At 66.1% G+C, this 21,609-nt stretch carries 16 protein-coding genes; 3 read left to right on the top strand and 13 right to left on the bottom strand.

Annotation, left to right across the window (positions count from 1 at the left end; translation table 11 throughout):
• Positions 1-22: 22 nt before the first annotated feature.
• Complete coding sequence (locus tag LRS11_RS04345) at positions 23-331, bottom strand: metalloregulator ArsR/SmtB family transcription factor (RefSeq protein WP_260495683.1); 309 nt, start codon at positions 329-331, stop codon at positions 23-25.
• 180 nt (positions 332-511) lie between these two features.
• On the opposite strand from LRS11_RS04345, the gene LRS11_RS04350 reads away from it, so the two are divergent.
• On the top strand, positions 512-946 hold the full coding sequence (locus LRS11_RS04350; protein ID WP_260496859.1) for an ATP-dependent zinc protease: 435 nt from the start codon (positions 512-514) through the stop codon (positions 944-946).
• A complete protein-coding gene (gene rimK, locus LRS11_RS04355; protein ID WP_260495684.1) occupies positions 943-1,848 on the top strand; it encodes a 30S ribosomal protein S6--L-glutamate ligase in 906 nt (301 codons plus the stop codon). The genes LRS11_RS04350 and rimK overlap by 4 nt, the downstream gene beginning before the upstream one ends.
• A 16-nt stretch (positions 1,849-1,864) precedes the next feature.
• On the opposite strand, the gene LRS11_RS04360 is transcribed toward rimK, so the two are convergent.
• The 9 genes from LRS11_RS04360 to desA form a co-directional block, all read right to left on the bottom strand.
• On the bottom strand, positions 1,865-5,728 hold the full coding sequence (locus LRS11_RS04360; protein ID WP_260495685.1) for an EAL domain-containing protein: 3,864 nt from the start codon (positions 5,726-5,728) through the stop codon (positions 1,865-1,867).
• Between the two features lie 104 nt (positions 5,729-5,832).
• Positions 5,833-7,197 carry a hypothetical protein gene (locus tag LRS11_RS04365; RefSeq protein ID WP_260495686.1) on the bottom strand — a complete coding sequence of 455 codons (1,365 nt, stop codon included), beginning with the start codon at positions 7,195-7,197 and terminating at the stop codon, positions 5,833-5,835.
• Positions 7,198-7,496: 299 nt separating this feature from the next.
• Positions 7,497-8,615, bottom strand: a complete 1,119-nt coding sequence (locus tag LRS11_RS04370) for a S8 family serine peptidase (RefSeq protein ID WP_260495687.1) — start codon at positions 8,613-8,615, stop codon at positions 7,497-7,499.
• A 335-nt stretch (positions 8,616-8,950) separates the two neighbouring features.
• Positions 8,951-9,577, bottom strand: coding sequence for an anti-sigma factor (locus LRS11_RS04375; protein ID WP_260495688.1), 627 nt, complete (start codon positions 9,575-9,577; stop codon positions 8,951-8,953).
• Between the two features lie 61 nt (positions 9,578-9,638).
• Complete coding sequence (locus tag LRS11_RS04380) at positions 9,639-10,202, bottom strand: sigma-70 family RNA polymerase sigma factor (protein ID WP_260495689.1); 564 nt, start codon at positions 10,200-10,202, stop codon at positions 9,639-9,641.
• Complete coding sequence (locus LRS11_RS04385; protein ID WP_260495690.1) at positions 10,199-11,776, bottom strand: hypothetical protein; 1,578 nt, start codon at positions 11,774-11,776, stop codon at positions 10,199-10,201. Before LRS11_RS04385 ends, LRS11_RS04380 begins: the two co-directional genes overlap by 4 nt.
• 45 nt (positions 11,777-11,821) lie before the next feature.
• Positions 11,822-14,023, bottom strand: coding sequence for a hypothetical protein (locus tag LRS11_RS04390; RefSeq protein ID WP_260495691.1), 2,202 nt, complete (start codon positions 14,021-14,023; stop codon positions 11,822-11,824).
• A gap of 411 nt (positions 14,024-14,434) precedes the next feature.
• On the bottom strand, positions 14,435-15,751 hold the full coding sequence (locus LRS11_RS22335; protein ID WP_312026994.1) for a PAS domain-containing methyl-accepting chemotaxis protein: 1,317 nt from the start codon (positions 15,749-15,751) through the stop codon (positions 14,435-14,437).
• A gap of 247 nt (positions 15,752-15,998) precedes the next feature.
• Positions 15,999-17,186, bottom strand: a complete 1,188-nt coding sequence (gene desA / locus LRS11_RS04405; RefSeq protein WP_260495692.1) for a delta-9 fatty acid desaturase DesA — start codon at positions 17,184-17,186, stop codon at positions 15,999-16,001.
• Between the two features lie 176 nt (positions 17,187-17,362).
• On the opposite strand from desA, the gene dibA reads away from it, so the two are divergent.
• A complete protein-coding gene (gene dibA / locus LRS11_RS04410) occupies positions 17,363-19,636 on the top strand; it encodes a phosphodiesterase DibA (RefSeq protein WP_260495693.1) in 2,274 nt (757 codons plus the stop codon).
• Between the two features lie 53 nt (positions 19,637-19,689).
• On the opposite strand, the gene LRS11_RS04415 is transcribed toward dibA, so the two are convergent.
• The 3 genes from LRS11_RS04415 to ssuC are packed head-to-tail and all read right to left on the bottom strand — an operon-like array spanning position 19,690 to position 21,552.
• The gene (locus LRS11_RS04415; protein ID WP_013793202.1) at positions 19,690-19,905 is read right to left on the bottom strand and encodes a molybdopterin-binding protein; all 216 of its coding nucleotides are present in this window, start codon (positions 19,903-19,905) and stop codon (positions 19,690-19,692) included.
• Between the two features lie 55 nt (positions 19,906-19,960).
• Positions 19,961-20,761: an aliphatic sulfonates ABC transporter ATP-binding protein gene (gene ssuB / locus LRS11_RS04420; RefSeq protein WP_260495694.1), complete on the bottom strand. Its 801-nt coding sequence runs from the start codon at positions 20,759-20,761 to the stop codon at positions 19,961-19,963.
• On the bottom strand, positions 20,758-21,552 hold the full coding sequence (gene ssuC, locus LRS11_RS04425) for an aliphatic sulfonate ABC transporter permease SsuC (RefSeq protein ID WP_260495695.1): 795 nt from the start codon (positions 21,550-21,552) through the stop codon (positions 20,758-20,760). The genes ssuB and ssuC overlap by 4 nt, the downstream gene beginning before the upstream one ends.
• Positions 21,553-21,609 lie beyond the last annotated feature (57 nt).

The raw sequence follows: 21,609 nt of genomic DNA on the forward strand, positions 1-21,609 counted from the left end.
AAGCCCCAACGGGCTTTTGCAGTTACTTCTTGGCCAACTCCTCACCCTCGCGCTTCAACTGGCTACCCGTCGGGCAGACCTCGAAGGCAAAGCCGAGCAGGGTATTCAACAGGCTGTCGGGGTTGAGCCGGTACAGCACGTACTGCCCTTTGCGCTCGCCGACCACCAGGCCGGCCGCCGCGAGAATCGACAGATGCCGAGAGATCGCCGGCGCACTCATCGCGAAGCGGCTGGCAATGTCTCCAGCGGTCAGTTCCTGCGCCGAGAGGTAGGCCAGAATCTGCCGCCGCGGGGTAGAGGCCAGCGCTTCGAAAACCCGGTCTGTCGCCATGCGCTCACCGCTTAATTAACATTTTAGTTAATTGCTTTATAGCAGAGCCGCGGCGCCTGGCAAATCCTTGCTCTGGTGCATGCAGCCAGGGGTGCGGTTGTCATCTGACCTGTCTAGAATGCCTGCACCTCCCGGGGAAAGCCTGCATTGAAGACGTTCGACCAACTCGCCGTGATCGGCCTGCGTGAATGGATCAACCTGCCTGAACTGGGCATGGTCGGCCTGCGCGGCAAGATCGACACCGGCGCCAGCACCTCGACCCTGCATGCCAGCGATATCCAGCCGTTCGAGCGCGATGGCGCAGGCTGGGTGCGCTTCACCGCCCACTTCGGTACCCAGGTGCAGCGCCGCCATCCGTGCGAGGCGCCCCTGGTGACGGTGAAGACCATCAAGAGCTCCAATGGCCAGACCCAGACCCGCTACGTGATCCGCACCCTGCTCGCCCTCGGTGACCGGGCCTGGCCGGTGGAGTTCACCCTGGCCTGCCGCAAGACCATGCGCTACCGCGTGCTACTCGGCTCCAAGGCGCTGGTCGACGGCCAACTGGTGGTCAATCCGGCGCTGACCTACGTGCAAGACAAACCCCAGCTTTCCCTGCCTTCCGGTGCCCAATGAAGATTGCCATCCTGTCGCGCAACCCGCGCCTGTATTCGACTCGTCGCCTGGTGGAAGCCGGTACCGCGCGCGGCCATGAAATGCAGGTGATCGACACCCTGCGCGCCTACATGAACATCGCCAGCCACAAGCCGCAGATCCACTACCGCGGTCGCCCGCTGGAAGGCTTCGAGGCGGTGATCCCGCGCATCGGCGCCTCGGTGACTTTCTATGGCTGCGCCGTGCTGCGCCAGTTCGAGATGCAGGGCGTGTTCCCGCTCAACGAGTCGGTGGCGATCAGCCGCTCGCGCGACAAACTGCGCTCGCTGCAACTGCTCTCGCGGCGTGGCGTCGGCCTGCCGGTGACCGGCTTCGCCCACTCGCCGGACGATATTCCCGACCTGATTCAGATGGTCAATGGCGCGCCGCTGGTGATCAAGGTGCTGGAAGGCACCCAGGGCATCGGCGTGGTCCTGTGTGAAACCGAGAAGGCCGCCGAATCGGTGATCGAGGCCTTCATGGGCCTCAAGCAGAACATCATGGTGCAGGAATACATCAAGGAAGCCGGCGGCGCCGACATCCGCTGCTTCGTGGTCGGCGACAAGGTCATCGCGGCGATGAAGCGCCAGGCCAAGCCCGGCGAGTTCCGCTCCAACCTGCACCGCGGCGGCAGCGCCAGCCTGATCAAGATCACCCCGGAAGAGCGCATGACCGCCATCCGCGCGGCCAAGGTCATGGGCCTGTCGGTGGCCGGGGTGGACATCCTGCGCTCTAACCACGGCCCGCTGGTGATGGAAGTGAATTCCTCGCCCGGTCTGGAAGGCATCGAGACCACCACCGGCAAGGACGTGGCCAGCATGATCATCCAGTACATCGAGAAGAACGGCGGCCCGCATCTGACCCGTACCAAGGGCAAGGGCTAAGCCCCGTACGCGAACCTCAGAAGCACCCTCTCCCCAGCCCTCTCCCGTGAACGGGAGAGGGGGCAAAAGCGCTCCGTACCCGCTCGTCAGAGGGTGCTAGCCGGTAGCCCCCCCCTTCGCCGTGCTGCTGCAACCAGGCAAGGAACTCCGTCTCGCCGAGCGGGCGGCTGAAGTGATAGCCCTGGCCCAGCGAGCAACCGTGCTGGCGTAGCCACTCCAGCTGCACGACGCTCTCGACGCCCTCGGCCACGCATTCCAGGCCCAGGTTGCGGGCGATCAGCAGAATCGTCTCGACCAGCATCTGCCCACTGGCCTCGCCTTCCAGATCATTGATGAAACTGCGATCGATCTTCAGCCGGTCCAGCGGCAGACGCTTGAGGTAGGTCAGCGACGAATAGCCGGTGCCGAAGTCATCGATGGCAAAGCGGATACCCAGGCGCTTGAGGACATGCATGGCCTCGATGCACTGCTCGACATCCTGCAGCAGCACGCCTTCGGTGATTTCCAGCTCCAGGGCGCTGGGCGGCAGGCCATGGCGCTGCAGGCAACTGCTGATGCGCTCGGCACAATCGTTCTGGCGCAACTCGCGCGGGCTGAGGTTGACCGCCAGCACCAGCTGCGGCCAGTCGGCCTGCCAGCGCGCCAGGCTGGCGCAGGCATGCTCCAGCACCCAGTGGCCGAGCTCCTGGATCAGCCCGGTCTCCTCGGCCAGCGGAATGAACTGGCCGGGCGGGATATCGCCCCGCTCCGGATGGTTCCAGCGCAGCAGTACCTCGGCCCCGGCAACCCGGCCAGTGGCCAGTGCCAGTTGTGGCTGGAACACCAGGCACAGCTGATCGCGTGCCATGGCCTGGCGCAGCTCGCTCTGCAACTGCAGGCGCTGGTCGATCACCGCCTGCATTTCCGGGGCGAAGAAATGCAGGGCGTTACGCCCGCCCTGCTTGGCCTGGTACATGGCGGTGTCCGATTGCTTCAGCGCATCGGCGGCATCCTGCCCCGGCAGCGGGTGTAGGGTGATGCCGATGCTGCCGCTGACGGCCAGCTCGTGACCGTTGACCAGATAGCTGCCGCGCAGGTTGAGCAGCAGCTTCTCGCCCACTTCAGCCGCATGTTCGGCGGCCAGCGCCGGACTGTCCGCCAGCTGTTCCAACAGCACGACGAACTCGTCGCCACCCAGTCGGGCCAGGGTGTCCTCGGCGCGCAGGCATTCGCCCAGGCGCGCGGTGACGGCCCTGAGCAAGGCATCGCCGGTGGGGTGGCCGAGGCTGTCGTTGACCGTCTTGAAATGATCGAGGTCGATGAACAGCAAGGCGCCGTAACTGCCCTCGCGCTGTTCGCGGGTCATCGCGTGATGCAGACGGTCCTGCAGCAAACGGCGGTTGGGCAGTCCGGTCAGTTCATCACTGTAGGCCAGGCGCTCGATCTCGCGCTGGTAGCGCTGGCGTTCGGAGATGTCGGTGATGCTGGCGCGAATCAGCAGCGGCTTGCCGGGCATGCACACCAGGCGCACTTCGCAGGGCAGCACGCGACCGGCACTGTCGCGATGCAGCCACTCGAACACCGGCGTCCCGCCGCCGATCGCCGCCTCCAGGTAACGCTGCGCGAGTGGTGCGGAGTCCTGGCCGTCGGCCTGGCGCGGCGGGCTCAGCTCGATCGGGCGGCGGCCCAGCAACTCGGCATGACTGAGGCCGAACAGGCGCAGGGCATTTTCGTTGGCCTCGATGATGCCGCCCTTGGGGCTAAACAGCACGATGGCCTCCGGGGCATGCTCGACCAGCGTGCGGTAGCGCGCCTCCGCCTCGTGGCGCGCGGTGATGTCCTCGATGATCGCCAGACAGGCCTCCAGACGGCCACCCTGTGCACGCACCGCGCGTAGGCTCAGGCGGCTGAAGATCACCGAGCCGTCCTGGCGCAGGAAGCGCTTTTCTAGTTCGTAATCATCGCGCTCGCCACGGCGAATGGCATCGAACAGGGCCTCCTCACGCTCGACATCCTGCGCATGGGTGATCTCCTGCCAGTTGCCGCTGCACAGCTCCTGACGGCTGCGGTCGAGGATCTGGCAGAGCTTGAAGTTGACCTCCAGCCACTGGCCCTGCGGGTTGATCATGGCCATGCCAATCAGCGGTGCCTCGAAGAACAGGCGCAGCCACTCGTCGCGTTCGCGCAGCTGCTGCTCGGCGAGTTTGCGCGCGCTGATGTCCTGCATCGCGCCGTACAGGCGCACAACCTTGCGCCCGTCCATTTCCGGAAAGCCCTTGAGGCGCACCCAGCGCGAGGTGCCGCGCAAGCCGGACAGGCGCACCTCCATGTCGAACGGCTGCCCCGAACGCAGGATCTGCCGGAGGGTGCGCTGGATCAGCTTGCGGCTCTCCGGCTCGTAGCGACTGAGCGCCAGTGACAGCGGCGGAGCACCCGCCGAGGGGTCCATCTCGTTCATGCGGAAGCAGCCATCGGTCCAGTACATGCGCTGGTCGGCCATCTCCAGGACCCAGCCACCGATATCGGCGATCGCCTCGGTCTGCGACAGCAGATGGGTCTGGCGCATCAGCTCCTCGCGACGCCTGGTCAACTCCCTGGCCAGGCGCTCACGCTCGCTGACATCCTGGTTGAGCGCGACGAAATGGCTGACCTTGCCGCGTGCATCGAGCAGCGGTGCGATGGTCACCTCGTTCCAGAATTCCTCGCCATTTTTGCGGTAATTGCGCAGCACCTCATGATGCGGCAAGCCGCGGCTGAGGGCCTGGCGCGCCCGCTGCAAGGCACCGTGGTCACTGTTGCCGGCCAACAACAGGCGGCTGCCACTGCCGAGGATTTCCGCACGACTGTAGCCGCTCATCTTCTCCAGCGCCGGGTTGCAATAGATGAAGGGGTTACCGGGCTGGCGCGCGTCGGAGATCGACACGCCCAACGGGCAGGACTGCAGTGCCTGGCTGACCAGGGCCAGCTCCTGCTGCATCGCCGCACTGCTGTACAGGGTGCGGCGCAGGTCGCTGAGCGCACGGCCGACCAGCAGCGTGGCGATCATCAGCAGCAACAGGCTGAAGTGCATCTCCAGGCGCTGCGGGCTGGCCCAGTCGAGATCGCTGACCAGCACACCGGCCAGCGGCAGCGCCAGTACGCTCAGTACGGTCAGGGACGCGCCCCAGAGTGCGCCACTGAAGCCCCAGAGCATGGCCAGCACCAGCATCATGGCGCCAATCAGCGGCAGGATCAGCAGCAGCGGTAACACGCAGAGCAACACCGGCAAGCCCACCAGCAGCGCGAGCAAGGCCCACCAGGGCGGGGTCTGCAGCCCGGCGCTCGGCGCGCCGTGCGCAGCCAGCGGATTGCCCCGCGCCCAGCCGCGCCGGCGCAGGCGCTGGGTCAGTCCGGTCAGCAGCGGCAGCGCCACTCCCAGGGCAATCAGGCTATCGGCCAGCCACAGGGTCAGGCTCGCCTGGGCCCATTGTTCGCTCGCCAGCACGCCGCTCAGCAGCAGGTTGGCCTGCACGCCGAGCGCGGCAACCGCCGCCGGCACCAGCACGCCCAGGAGGATAAAGCGCACCAGGCTGGCTACCGTGGACAGGGCCGCATCGAACTCGCGGCGGCGCAGAAACAGCCAGGCCACACCGACAGCCAGGGTTTCCGGCACGGCATACAGCGGCGCCCAGCGCCAATCCAGCCCCCACAGGGGAATACTCAACAGGGCGTTGAGGTAGAGCGCCGGCAGCACTCGTGGCCCCCACCACAACAGCAGCGTCAGGCCGAGCGCGAACGGCAGGTACCAGAGTGCAGCACCACTGACAAACTGGGTCGACAGGGACAACCAGGTGCCCAAATGGAACAGTGGCAACGGCAGCCACCAACTCCACCCCGGCAGTCGATCCGAATCCACAGGCATGCTGACCTCGGCTAATCCATCTGAGCAGCATAGATCAGCCGCCAATCAGCGGACCCATGCAAAAGCCCGCCGGGTGGCGGGCTTCTGCACAGCGTGGGATCAACTCACTGCGGATTGCTTTGCAGCTGCAGCGTGGGCTTCGGCGGTTCCGGCTGCGGCTGCGGCGCCTTGATCTGCAGCACCGGCTTGGGTGGTTGCGGCGGGGTTTGCGGCGCCTGCAGTTTCAGCTCGGGCTTCGGCGGTTGCGGCTCATTGGCCTTGAGCTGCAGTTGCGGCTTCGGCGGCTCGGGCTGCGGTTGCGGCGCCTTGATCTGCAGGCCCGGCTTCGGCGGTTCGACCGGTGCTACCTGCAGCTTGCCACTACCACCCGGTTGCACGTTGAGGGTACTGGTGCAGAGCACCTCGACCTCGACCTTGCTCGACTGCTGCTTGTTCGGCGCCAGCACATGCAGGCGGTAGCTGCGCTTGACCAGCGTGCCCTGGCCCTGGGTATTGGCCTTGAAGCCACCGATACCCTGCTGCTGCGGCTGCGCATCCGGCTTGATGGTGACCTTTTGGTTGAGCACACGCTGGGTCGCCTCGCCCACCTTGCCCGGCAGGTTGCTGGTCATCTGCATGGCGGCGCCCTTGCCGCCGACTTCTTCCAGCCAGTACTTGATCTCGCCGCCACCGACACCCTTGATGGTGGCCTTGAGATTCACTTCCGCCGGGCACACACCCTTGAACTTGGCGGGCTGGGCGACCAGCTCGACGCTGGTGACCTGGAACTGCGCCGCTACACCTTGCGGGCCTTTCGGCGGGGCGACCTTGTCGGCGATGGTCGGGTTGCCCAGGCACTGGATGGTCACCGGCGCGGTTTTGTCCCACAGGTGGTACTGGTGGCTGCTGGCCGGCCGCGAGGTGTTCGGCCCGCCGCCCAGCTGGTAGAAACCGGCCATTTTCAGCGGCACATCGAGCTTGACGTTGAAGCCCTGGCGCAGCACCTGATTGAGGCCCTTGCCCTGCTTCAGGCGGTTGTGCTTTTCGAAGCTGCAGTAGGTGGCGATATCGGCACCGGGGATGCCGTCATTCACCAGCAATTTGAACGGCAGGTTGGCGTTGAGATAGCCACTGGCAGCCTTTACCTGGGCGGCGCCGAGATCGAACATCTGCGCTTTCTCGAAGAGCATCTCGCCATTGCTGGGGATCTTCGCTTCGCCGACGTAGATCCGCGCCCAGGGCTTGCTCGGCTGCTGCGACCACTGGTGGGTGTACTGGAAGCGCATTTTCACCGTGCTGCTGGGCACCACCGACCACTCGCCCTTCTGGTCCAGCTGGACCTGCAAGGTGTGCGGCTGGCCGCCATTGGGCGCAGCCTTGATGGTGGCGGTGGCAGCCGGGTTGTCATCGACAGCTTGGGCGGCGGTGCTGGCCAGTAACAGGGCCAGGCTGAGGCTGCTGAGGGTGAAGCGGGCGTTGAACGCTTTCATGGTAGAGATCCTTGTAGGGGTGGCGATAAATTTGCCTTGCCACCCTCTGTCGTTGATCGCTACTGCAGCGGTTCAAATTATTTTTGCCGCTCGCGATAATCCTTCTGAGTAAAGCCGCTAGTGGCCTGTGCGGCTAATTCGTGCATTCAAGTTCGAGTGCCAGGGTTTGCCAGACAAGGCGCCGCGACGAGTCGTAGCAGGGCTACGGTGAGGAGCGGCAACGCCGTATGGCGAAGTCTGGCGCCGAAATTGAGTATTTGAATTAGCCAAACAGGCCACTAGGCCAGGATTGGCGAGGCCTAGCGACAGCCGGGCAGGCGCGCCAGACCGGCGCCGTACTGCTCGTCGCGGCCGCTCTCACCGAGATCACGGGCCTGCGCCAGCAGCGCTTCGGCAGAGGGCGCCAGGGCCAGGGCGGCGCTGACGAAGGGCGCGGCGAAGGAGGTACCGCTGGCGTAGAAGCCCTGGCCATTGCCGTCCAGGGTCCAGATATCCTCGCCCGGCGCCACCAACGCCAGATGCCGGCCGAAGTTGGACTGGCGCAAACGCCGCAGCCGCGCATCCACTGCGCCCACCGCGAGCACGCCGGGATAGGCGGCCGGATAACGCACGCCGGCCTGGCCGTCGTTGCCGGCGGCCGCGACGAAGTCCATCCGGGCTGCAAGCTGCTCGAACAGCTCCGCCAGCAAACGACTGTGCGCCCCGCCGAAGCTCAGGTTGACCGCCTGCGGCGCTGGCTGCAGGCCGGCCAGCTGCTCCAGGGCGTTGATCACCCAGTCGCTGCGGGTGTGCAGGCCGGCCGTGCGGTCTTCACCAAAAATCCCCAGGGCCTGCAGGCGCGCGCCGGGCAGCAGGCCGGCAACCTGCTCGCGGCCGACCAGCAACGCCGCCAGCGCGGTGCCGTGCCGCGCCGCCTCGCTACTGCGGGCCAGGTACTGCGCCGGCGGCAGGCTCTGGTAATGCAGATCGGCACCGGCAAACTCGCTCAGCGCGCTGTTCACCGGGCCGTCGAGCATGGCCAGCAGCTTGCCCTTGCCGCAGTCGACGGCGGCTCGTTGCTGGCGGCCCATGGCGCGCTGGCCCCAGTTGCGTTGTTGCAGCTCGGCCGCGTCCGGCAACTGCAACGGCCGGTAGCGCTGATTGAGCTCCTGCTGCCAGTGCGGAAACTGCCGCCTTAATTCGGCTTCCAGTTTTTGCAGGTCGAGCTGCGCGGGGATGCGGTAGACGCTGAGCACCCGCTGCAGATTAGGCAACTGCTGGCGACGCAGTATCGACAGCTGGAACGCTTGCAGGGCCAGGCGCTGCTGCTCCGCTTCGGCCAGGTCGCGGCTGAACACCAGCCACTCGCGCAACGGCGGCAGCTCCTCCGTCGGCGGCTGCACCACACCGCGCCACTGCTGGGGTGGCGCCTGCAGCATGGGCTGATCGAGCAGGCTGCCCGTGGCGCGGCGGGGCGGCGGGATGGCAGTAGGAGCTGCCGGAGTTACGGGTGGGATAAGCTCCGGCGCCGGCACTGGCGCCGGCACTGGCGCTGGCGAAGCAAGCGGGGCGGCGGGAGTTGCCGCGGGTACGACAGGCGCCGGAGCAGGCGTCGGCGCAGGGCCGCCAGGCACGGGTGGCACAGCCGGTGCAGGCGGCGCACTGCTGGCGGGCGGGCCACCCGGAACGCTGGGCGTTGCCGGCCCACCAGCGGCGTCGCTGGCAGCCTGCAGCGGCAGGCTCAGAAGCAGCGCCAGCAGCAGCCAGGGCCGCCTCATGGCTTCTCACGCGCCAGCAGCGCGGCATGCTGCACCACCGCTTGCTGCTGCAACCACTGCAGCAGGGCCTGGCCATCGGCGAAGCGCCGATCGGCCGGCACATGCACCTGCACGACACCCAGCGCCGAAGGGCCATCCACCAGCACCGCGTCGACCTCCAGCAGCAGCCCGCGCACCTGCTGCCACTGGGCATGCTCGACGAAACGCAGCTGCACCCGGTAGCCACCGCTGAGTACCTGCTGCGGCCCGCCGCTCTGCAGTTGCCAGTCCATGTCGGTCGGCGCCGGGCGCATCAGGATGCCCAGTTGCAGCGCCACCACCAGGGCTGCAGCGGCCGCCAGCGAAGGCTTCCACCAGTCGCGCCGGGCCGCCGTCGGTTCTTGTTGCAGGCTGCGCTGCAGGCGCGCCCAGCCTAGTTCGGCCGGTGCGCTGTGGGCGTTGTTGTGCTGCTGTTCCGCCTGCTGCAGCGCCGGCGCCAGTTGGCGCAAGCCGGCCAGTTCCTCGCGGGCCTCGGCGGAGCGTTGCAGCAGCGCCTCGACCCGGGCCCGCTCGTCTGCCGCCAACGTGCCGTTGAGGTACCAGGGCAGCAGGGCGCGTAAATCGTCGTCAGTTTCGTTGTTCATTGTTCACCTCCGCAGCCTGTACCCCTGAGTCGTCTGCGCCGGTGTAGCGGTTCAGTCTTTCTCATGCCTCGGCCCCTCCCAGCAGGCGCCGCAGACACTGCAGCAACTGCTGTTTGGCGTGCAGCATGCGGGTCTTCACGGTGCCATTGGGGATGGCCATGATCTCGGCGATTTCCGGGTAGGACAGTTCCTCGAAGAAGGTCAGGTAGACCACCTGGCGATGGCTGTCCTTGAGCCGGTCCAGGCACAGGCGCACCTGTTCGCCCTGCTGGCCCAGCTCCATGGCCAGGCTCATAGGGCAGCTCGCCTCCTCCTCGCCTTCGTCCAGGCTCGCTTCGTCGAGCAGTTCGGTGGGGCGCTTGCGGCGCAACAGGTCGATCGACTTGTGCCGGGTGATGCTCAGCAGCCAGGTGCGCACCTGCGACTGGCCCTGGAAGCTGGCGGCGCGGCGCCAGACTTCCAGCATCACCTCGTTGAGCACCTCGGCGGCATCGGCGGCGTTGGCCACCGTGCGCATGGAGAACTGGTAGACCACGCCGTGGAAGCGCTCATAGAACTGGCGCAGGGCGCGCTGATCCTGGCCGGCGATGCGCAGCAGCAATTGTACGTCCGTGTCTTCGCTCATGGCTGGTAGCGCACTCTCCATTCCTGGCTCTTGCCGATCAGCGCGCCACCCTGGTCATGGGCGGTCACGCGCCACAGATAGTAACGCCCCGGCTCCAGCTTGTTGCGCATCAGCGCCGACAACGGGGTCTGGGTGGTGCTGGCCGGCAGCAGCATGCCGGCGACGAAGCTGGGCGACTCGCCGAGCACCTCGACCTCGCCGGCATTCTGCTGGTCGAGGCCAATGGCGAACAACTGCAGCTGGTAGACCACCGCGCCGTCCACCGCCCGCCACTGGAAGGCCGTGGCCGCATCGACCGTGCCGCTCTGCGGGCTGGCGGCAATCGCCAGTTGAGCAGCGGGGCCGCTGCCGCCCAGCACCTCGTAGACGGTTTCCACGGTGAGGCTCTCGATCGGGCAGCCGGAGTCCAGCACCAGGGCATCGGCCGGCACCAGATCCTGGTTGGTCACGCAGAAGCGCAGCCGATACTTGCCGGCCTTGGCCGTCGGCAAGGGCGGGCTGTACAGCGTGCTCTGCTGGGCACTGCCAAGCTGGCTGCGCACCAGGGTGAGGGTGCGGTAGAACGGCTTGCCCTCGGTGCTGCCCGGCTCGGCCACCTGCCAACGCCCCTCGACCAGGCCATTGCCGCTGTAGCCCAGCAGTACCTTGGCTTTCAGCTCAGTGGCCGGCGGCACCAGCTTGATCCGCTGGTTGTCGAGGAAGCTCAGGCTCAGGCGCTGCACCAGCAGCTCGCCGTCGCGGTTTTCCCGCGGCGCGCGCAGGCCGCTGCTGACCAGGGTGAGGACCACCTGAGCGCTCAGGCTCTGGCTGCCGCTGGAGAACTCGCGCTGCAGGATCAGCCGGCGCAAGCCACGGGCATACCAGCCCTGCACCTCGGCCGCCGACAGCTCCAGCTGCTCGCTGAGCAGGAAGGGCGTGCGGCCACTGGCGCTCAGGCCGTCGCCCAGGGTGGTCAAGACGCCGCCACTGGCCGGGTCGATGATGCGTGCGCGGCTGGAACTGACCCGCCCGCTGAAGTCGTCACTGGCCACCACCTGCCAGGCCAGGGCCAATACATTGCGCTGGCTGGCCAGCACCTGGCGCTGCGCCGGCTGAATCTTAACCGCGCGCAGGCTGCCCACCGGCTGGGTCGGCTGGGTCGGCGCGGGCAGCACCAGCACCTGCTGGCCACGTACCGTGCCGCCCCCTGCCAGGTCGGCGAAGTCACGCACCAGCAGGACCCGGCGCAGACCGCTGCGCTGCCAGCCCTGCACTGTGGCCAGCGGCAGACTGATGAACTCGCCGAACGTGAACGGCCCGCTGCCACCCTGGCTGAGGGTGCCACCGACCGTGGCCAGGGTCGCGCCGCCGGACGGGTTGATGATGCGTGCCGCGCTGGAGGCGGCGCCGCCCCGGTGGACAGCACCCGTCGTGACGCGCCAGTTGACCGCAAAATTGTTGTCCTGGTTAACCTGCAACTGGCGCTGGTTGGGCTGGGCGGTCGCTGCCAGCAAGGCGGCCTGGGCAGAAAAGGCAGGCAGGCCGAGGCAGGTAACCAGGGCGAGCAGCAGCCAGTGCTTGGAAAATCGGTTCATCGTTCACCTTCCTTTCCCTCCCCGGCCAGCGGCCCGGGCGGGGCATCAATATGTGTGGGTATCCCAGCGCAGGTCGAAGCCCAGCAGCAGCTGCCAGTCCTCCAGGCCCTGGTCGTAGAGGTCGCTGTCCTGCTTGGCGTAACTGCTCTTGATGAACCAGTCGAGGCCGGGGTTGAGGCCATCGGGCTGCATCTGCGTCCAGGTCAGCTGCAGGTTGGCGGTCTGCTGCAGCATGCTGTCGCCGAGGAAGTCGCCGTCGCCGAAGTGGCTGGTATCGCGGCCGCGGTAGTAGGAGGCATTCAGCAGCCAGCGCTCGGGGACAATCTGCCAGGCTACATCCAGGCCCCGGCTGACGCTGCGGTAGAGATTGTCGTCGTCGCTTTCCTGCTGCTTGTTCCATTGCCAGCTGGTGGAAATGCTCAGCACGTCCCAGGGCATGTAGCCGATCTGCAGGGTGGTGAAGCGGTTGCGCTGATCGGACGGCGGCTCGTAGATCAGGTAGCCGTTCTGCTCCACCGCCTGCGAATCGTCGCGGGTTTCCTGCAGGGTGTGCTGCACCGACCAGTTCCAGCGGTTGTGGTAGAAATTCACCCCGACCAGGCTTTCGCGCGTCTCGTCGTTGAGGTCGAAACCGACCACCTGGGCGTCTTCGCGATCCTGCCGGCGGCGGGTCTCGGTCACTCCAGCATTCAGCGAGGGCATGCCGAGGATGCGCCAGGGCAAGGCGTTGCTGTCGACCATCGGGTAGTAGTAGAGGTTGAACACCTGGCGATGGGCGACCTGGTCAGCGATGTCGTCCTGGTCATCGAGGTTGTTGGTCTCGCGCGCCAGCTCGGCTTCCACCTGCAGGTTGCCGACAAAGGCCTGCCAGTTGGCCCGCTCCAGCTGCAGGTCGCCGGGTAGCGAGAGGTTGCCGAGGGTGAAGAAATCCAGGCCCACCTCGCGCCGCTGCAAGGTCAGGTTCCACTGGTCGAACGGCCCGGAGGGGAACCATTCGCCGGAGCTGAACTGGGTCTGCAGATCGTGCGCGCTATCCGTGCGCGCGTCTGCGCCGATACCGAGGCCGTCGCTGTCGAAACTGGAGTGGGCGTAGTCGCCATGCAGCCACAGGCTGTTGTTGCCCAGGCGCGAGTCGACTGCGATGTTCCAGCTGTCGCCACCGTAGCGGGTCTGCTGATCCGGCGACCACCAGCCGACCCCGCTGTCGGTGGTCTCGCCGTTGAGGTAGGCGGTGCTGAACTGCAGCCATTGCGGGTTTTCCTGCAACGGGGTGAAGGTCAGCAGGCCGCCGGCACTGCGCTCCTCGCTGCTCTGCGGGTAACCGAGGCGGCGCCGGTAGTCGGTCAGCGGCTCGCTCTGCAGGCCGAACACCTCCAGCTGCAAGGGGCTGCTCAACGCATCACCGAGGCTCAGCGCCACACCGCGGCGCTGGTAGGCGCTGAACAGCAGGTCCTCGCGCAGCACGTTGTAGGTGCCCAGGGCCAGCCCCTGGCGACTCAGGCCCGTACCGCGCGAAGCGGCCAAACGGTAGTTGGGCAGCTCCCATTCGTAGCCGTTGGGGTTGTTCTCACTGAGATTGTCGTACAAGGCATCCAGCTCACCCTGCCACTGCCAGTCGGCGCCAGCGCCTTCGCCGCGGTAGCTGACACCGCCATTGCTGGCGTAGCGCGGGCTATCGGGATAGTTGGCGGCATCCTTCTCGTCGACCCGGTAGTTGTTGCTGAGCAGGCCGTAGAGGGTATAGCGGTGGGCGAGCGGTGCCGCATCCTGGGCATAGGCATCGACCGCCGTGGCGGCCTCTTCGCTGGCAGGCTCCGCCGCCAGCACCTCGGTGGTGTCCGTACCTGGATCGGGCGCGGCCGCCGTCTCGTCGCTCGCCTGCGGCGCGCTGCCGGCGGCCACTTCGACGCTGGCTTCGAGCAGGGTGGCGACGTTGCCGTTGGCATAGAACACCAGCACCAGCAGCGGGTGGCTGCCGTCAGCCAGCGGGCTGGGCATGTCGAGGAGAAAATCGCTGTCGCTGCGGCTGATCAGGGCGCTGACGTCGTAACCATCCAGCTCCACAGCCAGCTGGTCACCGGCGCCCAGCGTCTCCAGGCCGAGCACGCTGAAACTCAGGCGGGTCTGCCCGGGCGCCAGGTTGAGCACGTCCTCGGCCGCCGCCTGGCCGGCCAGGCTACCGAGCAGGAACACCGCGCAGCAGCGACGGGTGCTGGTGATCAGTCGGTGCACGATGCTCATGGCCATACCTGTTCCTGGTTGCCAGCCCAGCGACCACGCGCACTCGGCTGGGTAGCCGGCGAGGCTCACTGGAGCACAACCGCGGCGCGCAGTGGCGCACGGTCGGGTTGCGGGGTGCCACAGCCATGCCCTGGCACTGTGACCCATGCCGGCTGGTTGTCTCGTTGGGGTATCACGCGTACAGCCGGGCAACACACATCGTAGACCAGGGGCGGTACGCAGCATGCTCGATAGCCGGCAGCAACAGCGGGCGGCGCGTGCGGGGCAACACGGGGCAAGTACATGGGTGACGCTCCTGGCAGGTGGCTGACACCCCTCTGTCGTAGTCCACCGGGCCAGCGGTTCACTTTATTTTCGCGGTACTGTGATTCGCCAGCACACGACAGCACCCGTGAACGCGTCAGGCAGTGCTCGCCGTCAGTCCTGCATGGCCTCGGTGAACTGGCCGATGGCATCTACCACGCGCTGTGCCTCGTCGCGGATTTCCAGCATCACTTCGCCCGCCCGGTTGACCAGCTGCACGCCCTGCTCGGCCTTGGTCTTGCTGCCGTCCATGCCGCTGACCGCCTGCTGGGCCAGCTCATGGTTGAGGCGTACCACCTCGTTGATCTCCACCGTGGCCTGGCTAGTGCGCGCCGCTAGATTGCGCACCTCGTCGGCGACCACAGCAAAGCCGCGCCCCTGCTCGCCGGCGCGTGCCGCCTCGATGGCCGCATTCAGCGCCAGCAGGTTGGTCTGCTCGGCAATCCCGCGGATCACCTGCACGATGCTGCTGATGCGCTCCGACTGCTCACTGAGTGCAGCGATCTTGCCGGCCACCTGCCCCAGCTCCTCGGCGATACCGCGCACCACCTGCACAGCCTCATCGACGGTGCCGGCGCCCTTGATCGCACTGTCATCGGTCTCCCGGGCGATGTCGAACGCCAGTTGCGCAGCCGCCGCCTCGGCTTCGCGGTGCTCGACCTGGGCAGTGATGTCGCTGGCGAACTTGACCACCCCGTAGAGCTGGCCGGTGGCGTCATACAGCGGGTTGTAGGTGGCACGCAGCCATACCGTCTGGCCGGACTTGGTGATGCGTTTGAAGCGATCGGAGATGAACTCGCCCTGGTTCAGGCGCTGCCAGAAACGCCGGTAGGCATCGCTGCCGGTCTCTTCGCGGGCGCAGAACTGGCTGTGGTGTTTGCCGCGAATCTCGTCCAGGCGATAGCCCATGGTCTGCAGAAAGTTATCGTTGGCCTCCATCACCTCGCCCTTGAGGTTGAACTCGATCACCGCCATGGAACGGTTGATCGCGTTGAGCAGGCTCTGGTGCTGGTGTTCGGCATGCACCTGGGCGGTGATATCGATGGCCACCTTGATCACCTTGCTGACCCGTCCGGAAACATCGCGCACCGGCAAGTAACTGGCCTCCAGCCAGATTTCCCGGCCGCCCTTGGCCACCCGCATGAAGCGGTCACTGAAACTCTCGCCATTGCCTAGACGCTGCCAGAACTGGGCGTAGGCCGGGCTGGACAGCAGCGCCTTGGCGCAGAACAGCCGGTGGTGCTGGCCACGCAGCTCATCCAGGCGGTAACCCATGGTCGCCAGGAACGCTTCGTTGGCCTCGAGAATCTCCCCCTGTGGGGTGAATTCGATCATTGCCATGGTCTGTCGGATAGCGGCCAACACCTGCTGGCTGGAGGCCAACTGGGCCTGACTCTGTTGCAGTTCCATGCGAAGAGCTGATCCGAACATGACAACCTCACAATCCATTAGGGGGTCGATGCAGCATAGATGCCAGACTATCGGCGTGCGCTCGGTACTCCTTGAGCACACTGGCGGACGAGTGACAGATAGGCTAGCCAGCTGCCCATAACGAAAAAGCCCGCCAAAGGGCGGGCTCGTTCATCTCGGTGCAACTCAGAACCTATCTACGATCTAGCGAGCTAGAGCCTGACCTCAACGCCGTATGGCCGACGCGCAGCAGATCGTGGCCAGGTTCTCAGGCCATGGCGGCCGGGCGCAGCGAGTAGGTCTTAAGCTGTTCGGCGAACTCGCGCAGCGACTGGATGCCGCTGGCTTCCGCCTCGCTCACCCACTGCTTGATCGCTTCGAGCATGTCGTGGCCGTTGCTGCTGGTCTTAACCCAGATCTGCTGCAGGGCCAGGCGCTTCTCGTAGATCACCTTGAGTGCCTGGCTCTGCTCCAGCATGCGCTGGATACGCGCCTGGTGGGTTTCGTCGAGCAGGCTCGGCTCACGCGACAGCAGACGCTTGGCGCGGTGGAACTGGTGACGAACCGAGGCGTCGGCCTTGGCCAGTTCCTGCTTGACCAGCGGCGCGATGACCAGCTTGCGGTACTGCGCCATGATCTGGAAACGGTTGTTGAGGATGGCCATGGCGGTGTCCATGTCCAGATTGCGCTTGCCTTCCACGCGGTGGGCGATCGGCGCCACGCGCTGTACCTTGGCCATACGCAGGAAGCTGAACAGCTGGATCCAGGCCCAGCCCATGTCGAACTCCCACTTCTTCACCGACAGCTTGGCGCTGTTCGGATAGGTGTGGTGGTTGTTGTGCAGTTCCTCACCGCCGATCAGGATGCCCCAGGGCACCAGGTTGGTGGCGGCGTCGCGGCACTCGAAGTTGCGGTAGCCGACGGCATGACCGAGACCATTGATCACGCCTGCAGCCCAGACCGGAATCCACATCATCTGGATCGCCCAGACGGTCATGCCGAGCACGCCGAACAGGGCCAAGTCGATCACTGCCATGGCAATGATGCCGCCCATCGGAAAACGGCTGTAGACGTTACGTTCGACCCAGTCTTCCGGGCAGTTCTTGCCATAGATGCGCAGGGTTTCCGGGTTCTTGGCTTCCTGCTGGTAGAGCTCGGCGCCGGTGCGCAGCACGGTGCTCAGGCCTTTGATCACCGGGCTGTGCGGGTCATCCACGGTCTCGCATTTGGCGTGGTGCTTGCGGTGGATGGCGGTCCACTCGCGGGTGTTCTGACCGGTGGTCATCCACAGCCAGAAACGGAAGAAGTGCTTGAGGGCGGGGTGCAGCTCCAGCGCACGGTGCGCCGAGTAGCGGTGCAGATAGACGGTGACGCTAACGATGGTGATGTGCGTCATCACCAGGGTGACCGCCACCAGTTGCCAGACCGACAGGTCAAGTAAACCGTTGTACCACATGGAAGGTGTTGCCTCGCAGGGAAGAGAGAGACGGCCCGGATTGCAGGCTCGCCCGCATTATCTCTTAGTGCAGGGATAAAGCCAGTACGCCCTTAGAAGGGAATACGCTGGATAACGACTTATCTATAATGTGCGCCCGCTCACATTCCCCCCCGCCATGGCCGGCCTCTCACCCGATGAAACTTCAACGCAGCCCGCTGCAGCTCACCCTGCTTTATCTATCGCTTGCCGCCCTCTGGGTGCTTGGCAGCGACGCCCTGCTGCTCTGGCTCGGCCTCAACATCGAAACCCTGGCACGCTACCAGCTGCTCAAGGGGCTCGCCTTCGTTCTGCTGACCGCCGCCCTGCTGTACCTGTCCCTGCAGCAGTACCAGCAGGCGCAGCGCAGCGCGCGAGAACACATCCGGCGCAGTGAAGAGCGCCTGACCCTGGCCATGGACTCGGCCCAGGAGGGCTTGTGGGACTGGGACATGCAAAGCGACAAGGTCTTCTACTCGCGGCGCTACTGCACGTTGCTGGGCTACACCCCCGAGCAGTTCGGCAACGCCCGCAGCGCCTGGGAAGAACGCCTGCACCCCGAAGACCGTGAACGCGTGATCGAGCGCTTCCACAGCCTGCTGGAAGCGCGCACCCCCTACTTCGAGATCACCTATCGCCTGCGCCATTGCGATAGCAGCTACCGCTGGCTACTCGCCCGTGGCCAGGTGCTGCTCGACGAATACAACCGACCGAACCGCCTGATCGGCACCGCCGTGGACATCACCCAGCGCCGCGCCGACGAGGAAAGCCTGCGCCAGGCCGCCGCCGTGTTCGACAGCACCCAGGAGGGCGTGCTGGTCACCGACCACAGCCAGAAAATCGTCCACGTCAACCCGGCCTTCAGCCGCATCACCGGCTACAGCGCCGAGGAAGTGCTCGGGCAGAGCCCCAACCTGTTCAAGTCCGGCCGCCACGACGCGGCCTTCTACCACAGCCTGTGGCACGCCCTGGAGCAACGTGGCGCCTGGAGCGGCGAGATCTGGAACCGGCGCAAGGACGGCGAAGTCTTCCCCATGTGGCAATGCATTCGCAGCATTCATGACGAAACCGGCAATCTCAGCCACTACGTCGCGGTGTTTTCCGACATCAGCGCGCTCAAGCGCTCGCAGCACGAGCTGGACTACCTGGCCCATCACGATCCACTGACCACCCTGCCCAATCGCCTGCTGCTCAGCGAGCGCATCGAACAAGCCGTGCAGCGCGCCCAAAACAGCAAGCAACGTGGCGCCTTGCTGCTGATCGACCTCGACCATTTCAAGATCATCAATGAAAGCCTCGGCCACAACACCGGCGACCAGTTGCTCAAGCTGATCGGCGAGCGCCTGGCGCTGCGCTTCGACAAGCAGCTGACCCTGGCGCGCCTGGGCGGTGACGAGTTCGGCCTGCTGAGCAATGACTGCGCCAATGCCGAACAGGCCTCGCAACTGGCCCAACGCCTGCTCGACAGCCTGGCCCAGCCCTTCCAGATTGCCGGCGAAACCCTGTTTATCAGTGCCAGCATCGGCATCAGCCTGTACCCGGATGATGGCGATAGCGTCGAGCAACTGCTGCGCAATGCCGACTCGGCGCTGTTCCGCGCCAAGAGCAGCGGGCGCCAGGCCTTCAGCTTCTACAGCCAGGACATGACCGCCCAGGCGCGTCAGCGGGTCAAGCTGGAGGCCGAGCTGCGCCAGGCCCTGGAGCAGAACCAGCTGCGCGTGTACTACCAGCCGATCCACCGCCTCGATGACGGGCGCATGCTCGGCGCCGAAGCCCTGGTGCGCTGGCAACACCCCGAGCGCGGCCTGGTGCCGCCTGGCGAGTTCATCCCGATGGCCGAAGACAGCGGGCTGATCGGCGCCATCGACGCCTGGGTGCTGGAACAGGCCTGCCTGCAGATGTGCCGTTGGCTGGCACGCGGCATTGAGCTGGACTTCATCGCGGTCAACGTCTCCAGCCGCCTGTTCTGCCGGGGCGAGCTGGATCTGCGGGTAGCGCGGGTCCTGGCCGACACCGGTCTCGACCCGGCACGCCTGGAACTGGAAGTCACGGAAAGTGCGGTGATGGACGACCCGGAGCACGCCCTGGAACTGCTGCAACATCTGCGCGGGCTGGGCGTGCGCCTGGCCATCGACGACTTCGGCACCGGCTACTCCTCGCTGGCACGCCTCAAGCGCCTGCCGGTGGACAAGCTGAAACTGGATCAGAGCTTCGTCCGCGGCCTGCCCAACGACGCCGAGGACGCCGCCATCGCCCACGCGGTGATCACCCTCGGCCAGAGCCTGGGCTTGCGCGTGCTGGCCGAAGGCATCGAGACCGAGGAACAGGCCGCCTATCTGCGCGAGATCGGCTGCGGCCTTGGCCAGGGCTACTGGTTCGGCCGCCCGCAGCCGGCCGAACAATTGCTGCCGACAACGGCGGGCACCTTGTAGGGCGGGTGCCACCCGCGTGCTGGATGTCGCGGGTTGCAGCCGCCCTACGAGCCTCAGAGCTTGGCGATCGACACCTCGGTGGATTTGACGAAGGCGATTACTTCGCTGCCCACGCCCAGTTCCAGCTCGCGCACGGAGCGGGTGGTGATCACCGAGGTGACGATGCCGGCAGCGGTCTGCACGTCGATTTCCGACAACACGTCGCCTTCGACGATTTCCTTGATGGTGCCTTTGAACTGGTTGCGTACGTTGATGGCTTTGATGGTCATGGTATTGCTCCTTGGATCATGGGTAACCCGAATGCAATCCGGGACAGGGGTTTGCTCAGAGCGCCCAGCGCAATTGCGTGGGCAGGGGTGAAACGGGTTCTGCCTGGGGTGGTAGTGGGGGCAGCGCCAGCACCCGGTTGAGCACTTCGGCTTCCAGTGCGGCCAGGCGCGCCGAGCCACGCTGACGCGGACGCGGCAGCTCGACCGGCAGATCGAGACCAATCTGGCCGTCCTCGATCAGGATTACCCGGTCGGCAATGGCCACCGCCTCGCTGACGTCGTGGGTAACCAGCAGCACGGTGAAACCATGCTGCTGCCACAGGCGTTCGATCAGTTGTTGCATCTCGATACGGGTCAGCGCGTCCAGTGCACCGAGCGGCTCGTCGAGTAGCAGCAGGCGCGGCTGGTGGATCAGTGCACGGGCCAGGGCCACGCGCTGCTTCTGCCCACCGGACAAGGCCGCGGGCCACTCGTTGGCGCGGTCGGCCAGGCCCACGGCGGCCAGCGCGTCACGGGCCTTGGGCTGCCAGTTGCCGGACAGGCCCAGGCCGACGTTGTCGATCACCCGCTTCCACGGCAGCAGCCGGGCGTCCTGGAACATCAGCCGGGTGTCTTCGCGGGCGGCAGACAGCGGGCCCTTGCCGGCCAGCAGCTGGCCGCCACTGGGCGCATCCAGCCCCGCCAGCAGGCGCAGCAGGGTGCTCTTGCCGCAACCACTGCGACCCACTATCGCGACGAACTGGCCGGCCGGAATATGCAGGTCGATGGCGCTCAGTACCTGGCGTTCGCCAAACGACTTGTGGATACCTTCGATGGCCAGCGGTATGCCCTGGCGAATGCTGTGCAGGGCGCTCATTGGCCACCTGCCTTGGCCTGGTAGGCCGGGTGCCAGCGCAGCCACAGCCGCTCCAGGCCACGGGCGGCCAGATCCGCCAGCTTGCCGAGCACGGCGTAAAGCAGGATCGCCAGCACCACCACATCGGTCTGCAGGAACTCGCGGGCGTTCATCGCCAGGTAACCGATGCCGGCACTGGCGGAAATGGTCTCGGCGACGATCAATGTGAGCCACATAAAGCCGAGAGCGAAGCGCACGCCGACCAGGATCGACGGCAGCGCGCCGAGCAGAATCACCTGCCAGAACAGGCCGATGCCTTTCAGGCCATAGCTGCGCGCCATCTCCACCAGCGCCGGGTCGACGTTGCGGATGCCGTGGTAGGTGTTCAGGTAGATCGGGAACAGGGTGCCGAGGGCGACCAGGAAGATCTTCGCGCTCTCGTCGATGCCGAACCACAGGATCACCAGCGGGATCAGCGCCAGGTGCGGCACGTTGCGGATCATCTGCACCGAGCTGTCGAGCAGGCGCTCACCCCATTTCGACAGGCCGGTAATAAAGCCCAGCAGCAAGCCCAGACCGCCGCCGATGGCGAAACCGATGGCGGCGCGCTGGCCGCTGATGGCCAGGTGCATCCAGATCTCGCCACTAGCGAGCAGCGCCCAGCCGGCCGCCAGCACCGCGCTCGGCGCCGGTAGGATGCGGGTGGACAGCAAACCGGCGACTACGGCGATCTGCCAGACCGCCAGCAGCGCCAGCGGCAGGGCCCAGGGCGCCAGGCGCAGGCCGATTTTGTGTAGCGTTTGCGTCGACATGTTCAACGCTCCTTCACTATGTGTATGGACAACCACCCTCTCCCCCAGCCCCTCTCC

This window comes from Pseudomonas sp. J452 (assembly GCF_024666525.1).
Lineage (GTDB): Bacteria > Pseudomonadota > Gammaproteobacteria > Pseudomonadales > Pseudomonadaceae > Aquipseudomonas.

Bases quoted from the DNA above. Each gene is read 5' to 3' on its own strand.
- LRS11_RS04345 (WP_260495683.1), bottom strand. From the start codon at position 331: ATGGCGACAGACCGGGTTTTCGAAGCGCTGGCCTCTACCCCGCGGCGG.
- rimK (WP_260495684.1), top strand. From the start codon at position 943: ATGAAGATTGCCATCCTGTCGCGCAACCCGCGCCTGTATTCGACTCGT.
- LRS11_RS04360 (WP_260495685.1), bottom strand. From the start codon at position 5,728: ATGCCTGTGGATTCGGATCGACTGCCGGGGTGGAGTTGGTGGCTGCCG.
- LRS11_RS04365 (WP_260495686.1), bottom strand. From the start codon at position 7,197: ATGAAAGCGTTCAACGCCCGCTTCACCCTCAGCAGCCTCAGCCTGGCC.
- LRS11_RS04370 (WP_260495687.1), bottom strand. From the start codon at position 8,615: ATGCTGCAGGCGCCACCCCAGCAGTGGCGCGGTGTGGTGCAGCCGCCG.
- LRS11_RS04375 (WP_260495688.1), bottom strand. From the start codon at position 9,577: ATGAACAACGAAACTGACGACGATTTACGCGCCCTGCTGCCCTGGTAC.
- LRS11_RS04380 (WP_260495689.1), bottom strand. From the start codon at position 10,202: ATGAGCGAAGACACGGACGTACAATTGCTGCTGCGCATCGCCGGCCAG.
- LRS11_RS04385 (WP_260495690.1), bottom strand. From the start codon at position 11,776: ATGAACCGATTTTCCAAGCACTGGCTGCTGCTCGCCCTGGTTACCTGC.
- LRS11_RS04390 (WP_260495691.1), bottom strand. From the start codon at position 14,023: ATGGCCATGAGCATCGTGCACCGACTGATCACCAGCACCCGTCGCTGC.
- LRS11_RS22335 (WP_312026994.1), bottom strand. From the start codon at position 15,751: ATGTTCGGATCAGCTCTTCGCATGGAACTGCAACAGAGTCAGGCCCAG.
- desA (WP_260495692.1), bottom strand. From the start codon at position 17,186: ATGTGGTACAACGGTTTACTTGACCTGTCGGTCTGGCAACTGGTGGCG.
- dibA (WP_260495693.1), top strand. From the start codon at position 17,363: ATGAAACTTCAACGCAGCCCGCTGCAGCTCACCCTGCTTTATCTATCG.
- LRS11_RS04415 (WP_013793202.1), bottom strand. From the start codon at position 19,905: ATGACCATCAAAGCCATCAACGTACGCAACCAGTTCAAAGGCACCATC.
- ssuB (WP_260495694.1), bottom strand. From the start codon at position 20,761: ATGAGCGCCCTGCACAGCATTCGCCAGGGCATACCGCTGGCCATCGAA.
- ssuC (WP_260495695.1), bottom strand. From the start codon at position 21,552: ATGTCGACGCAAACGCTACACAAAATCGGCCTGCGCCTGGCGCCCTGG.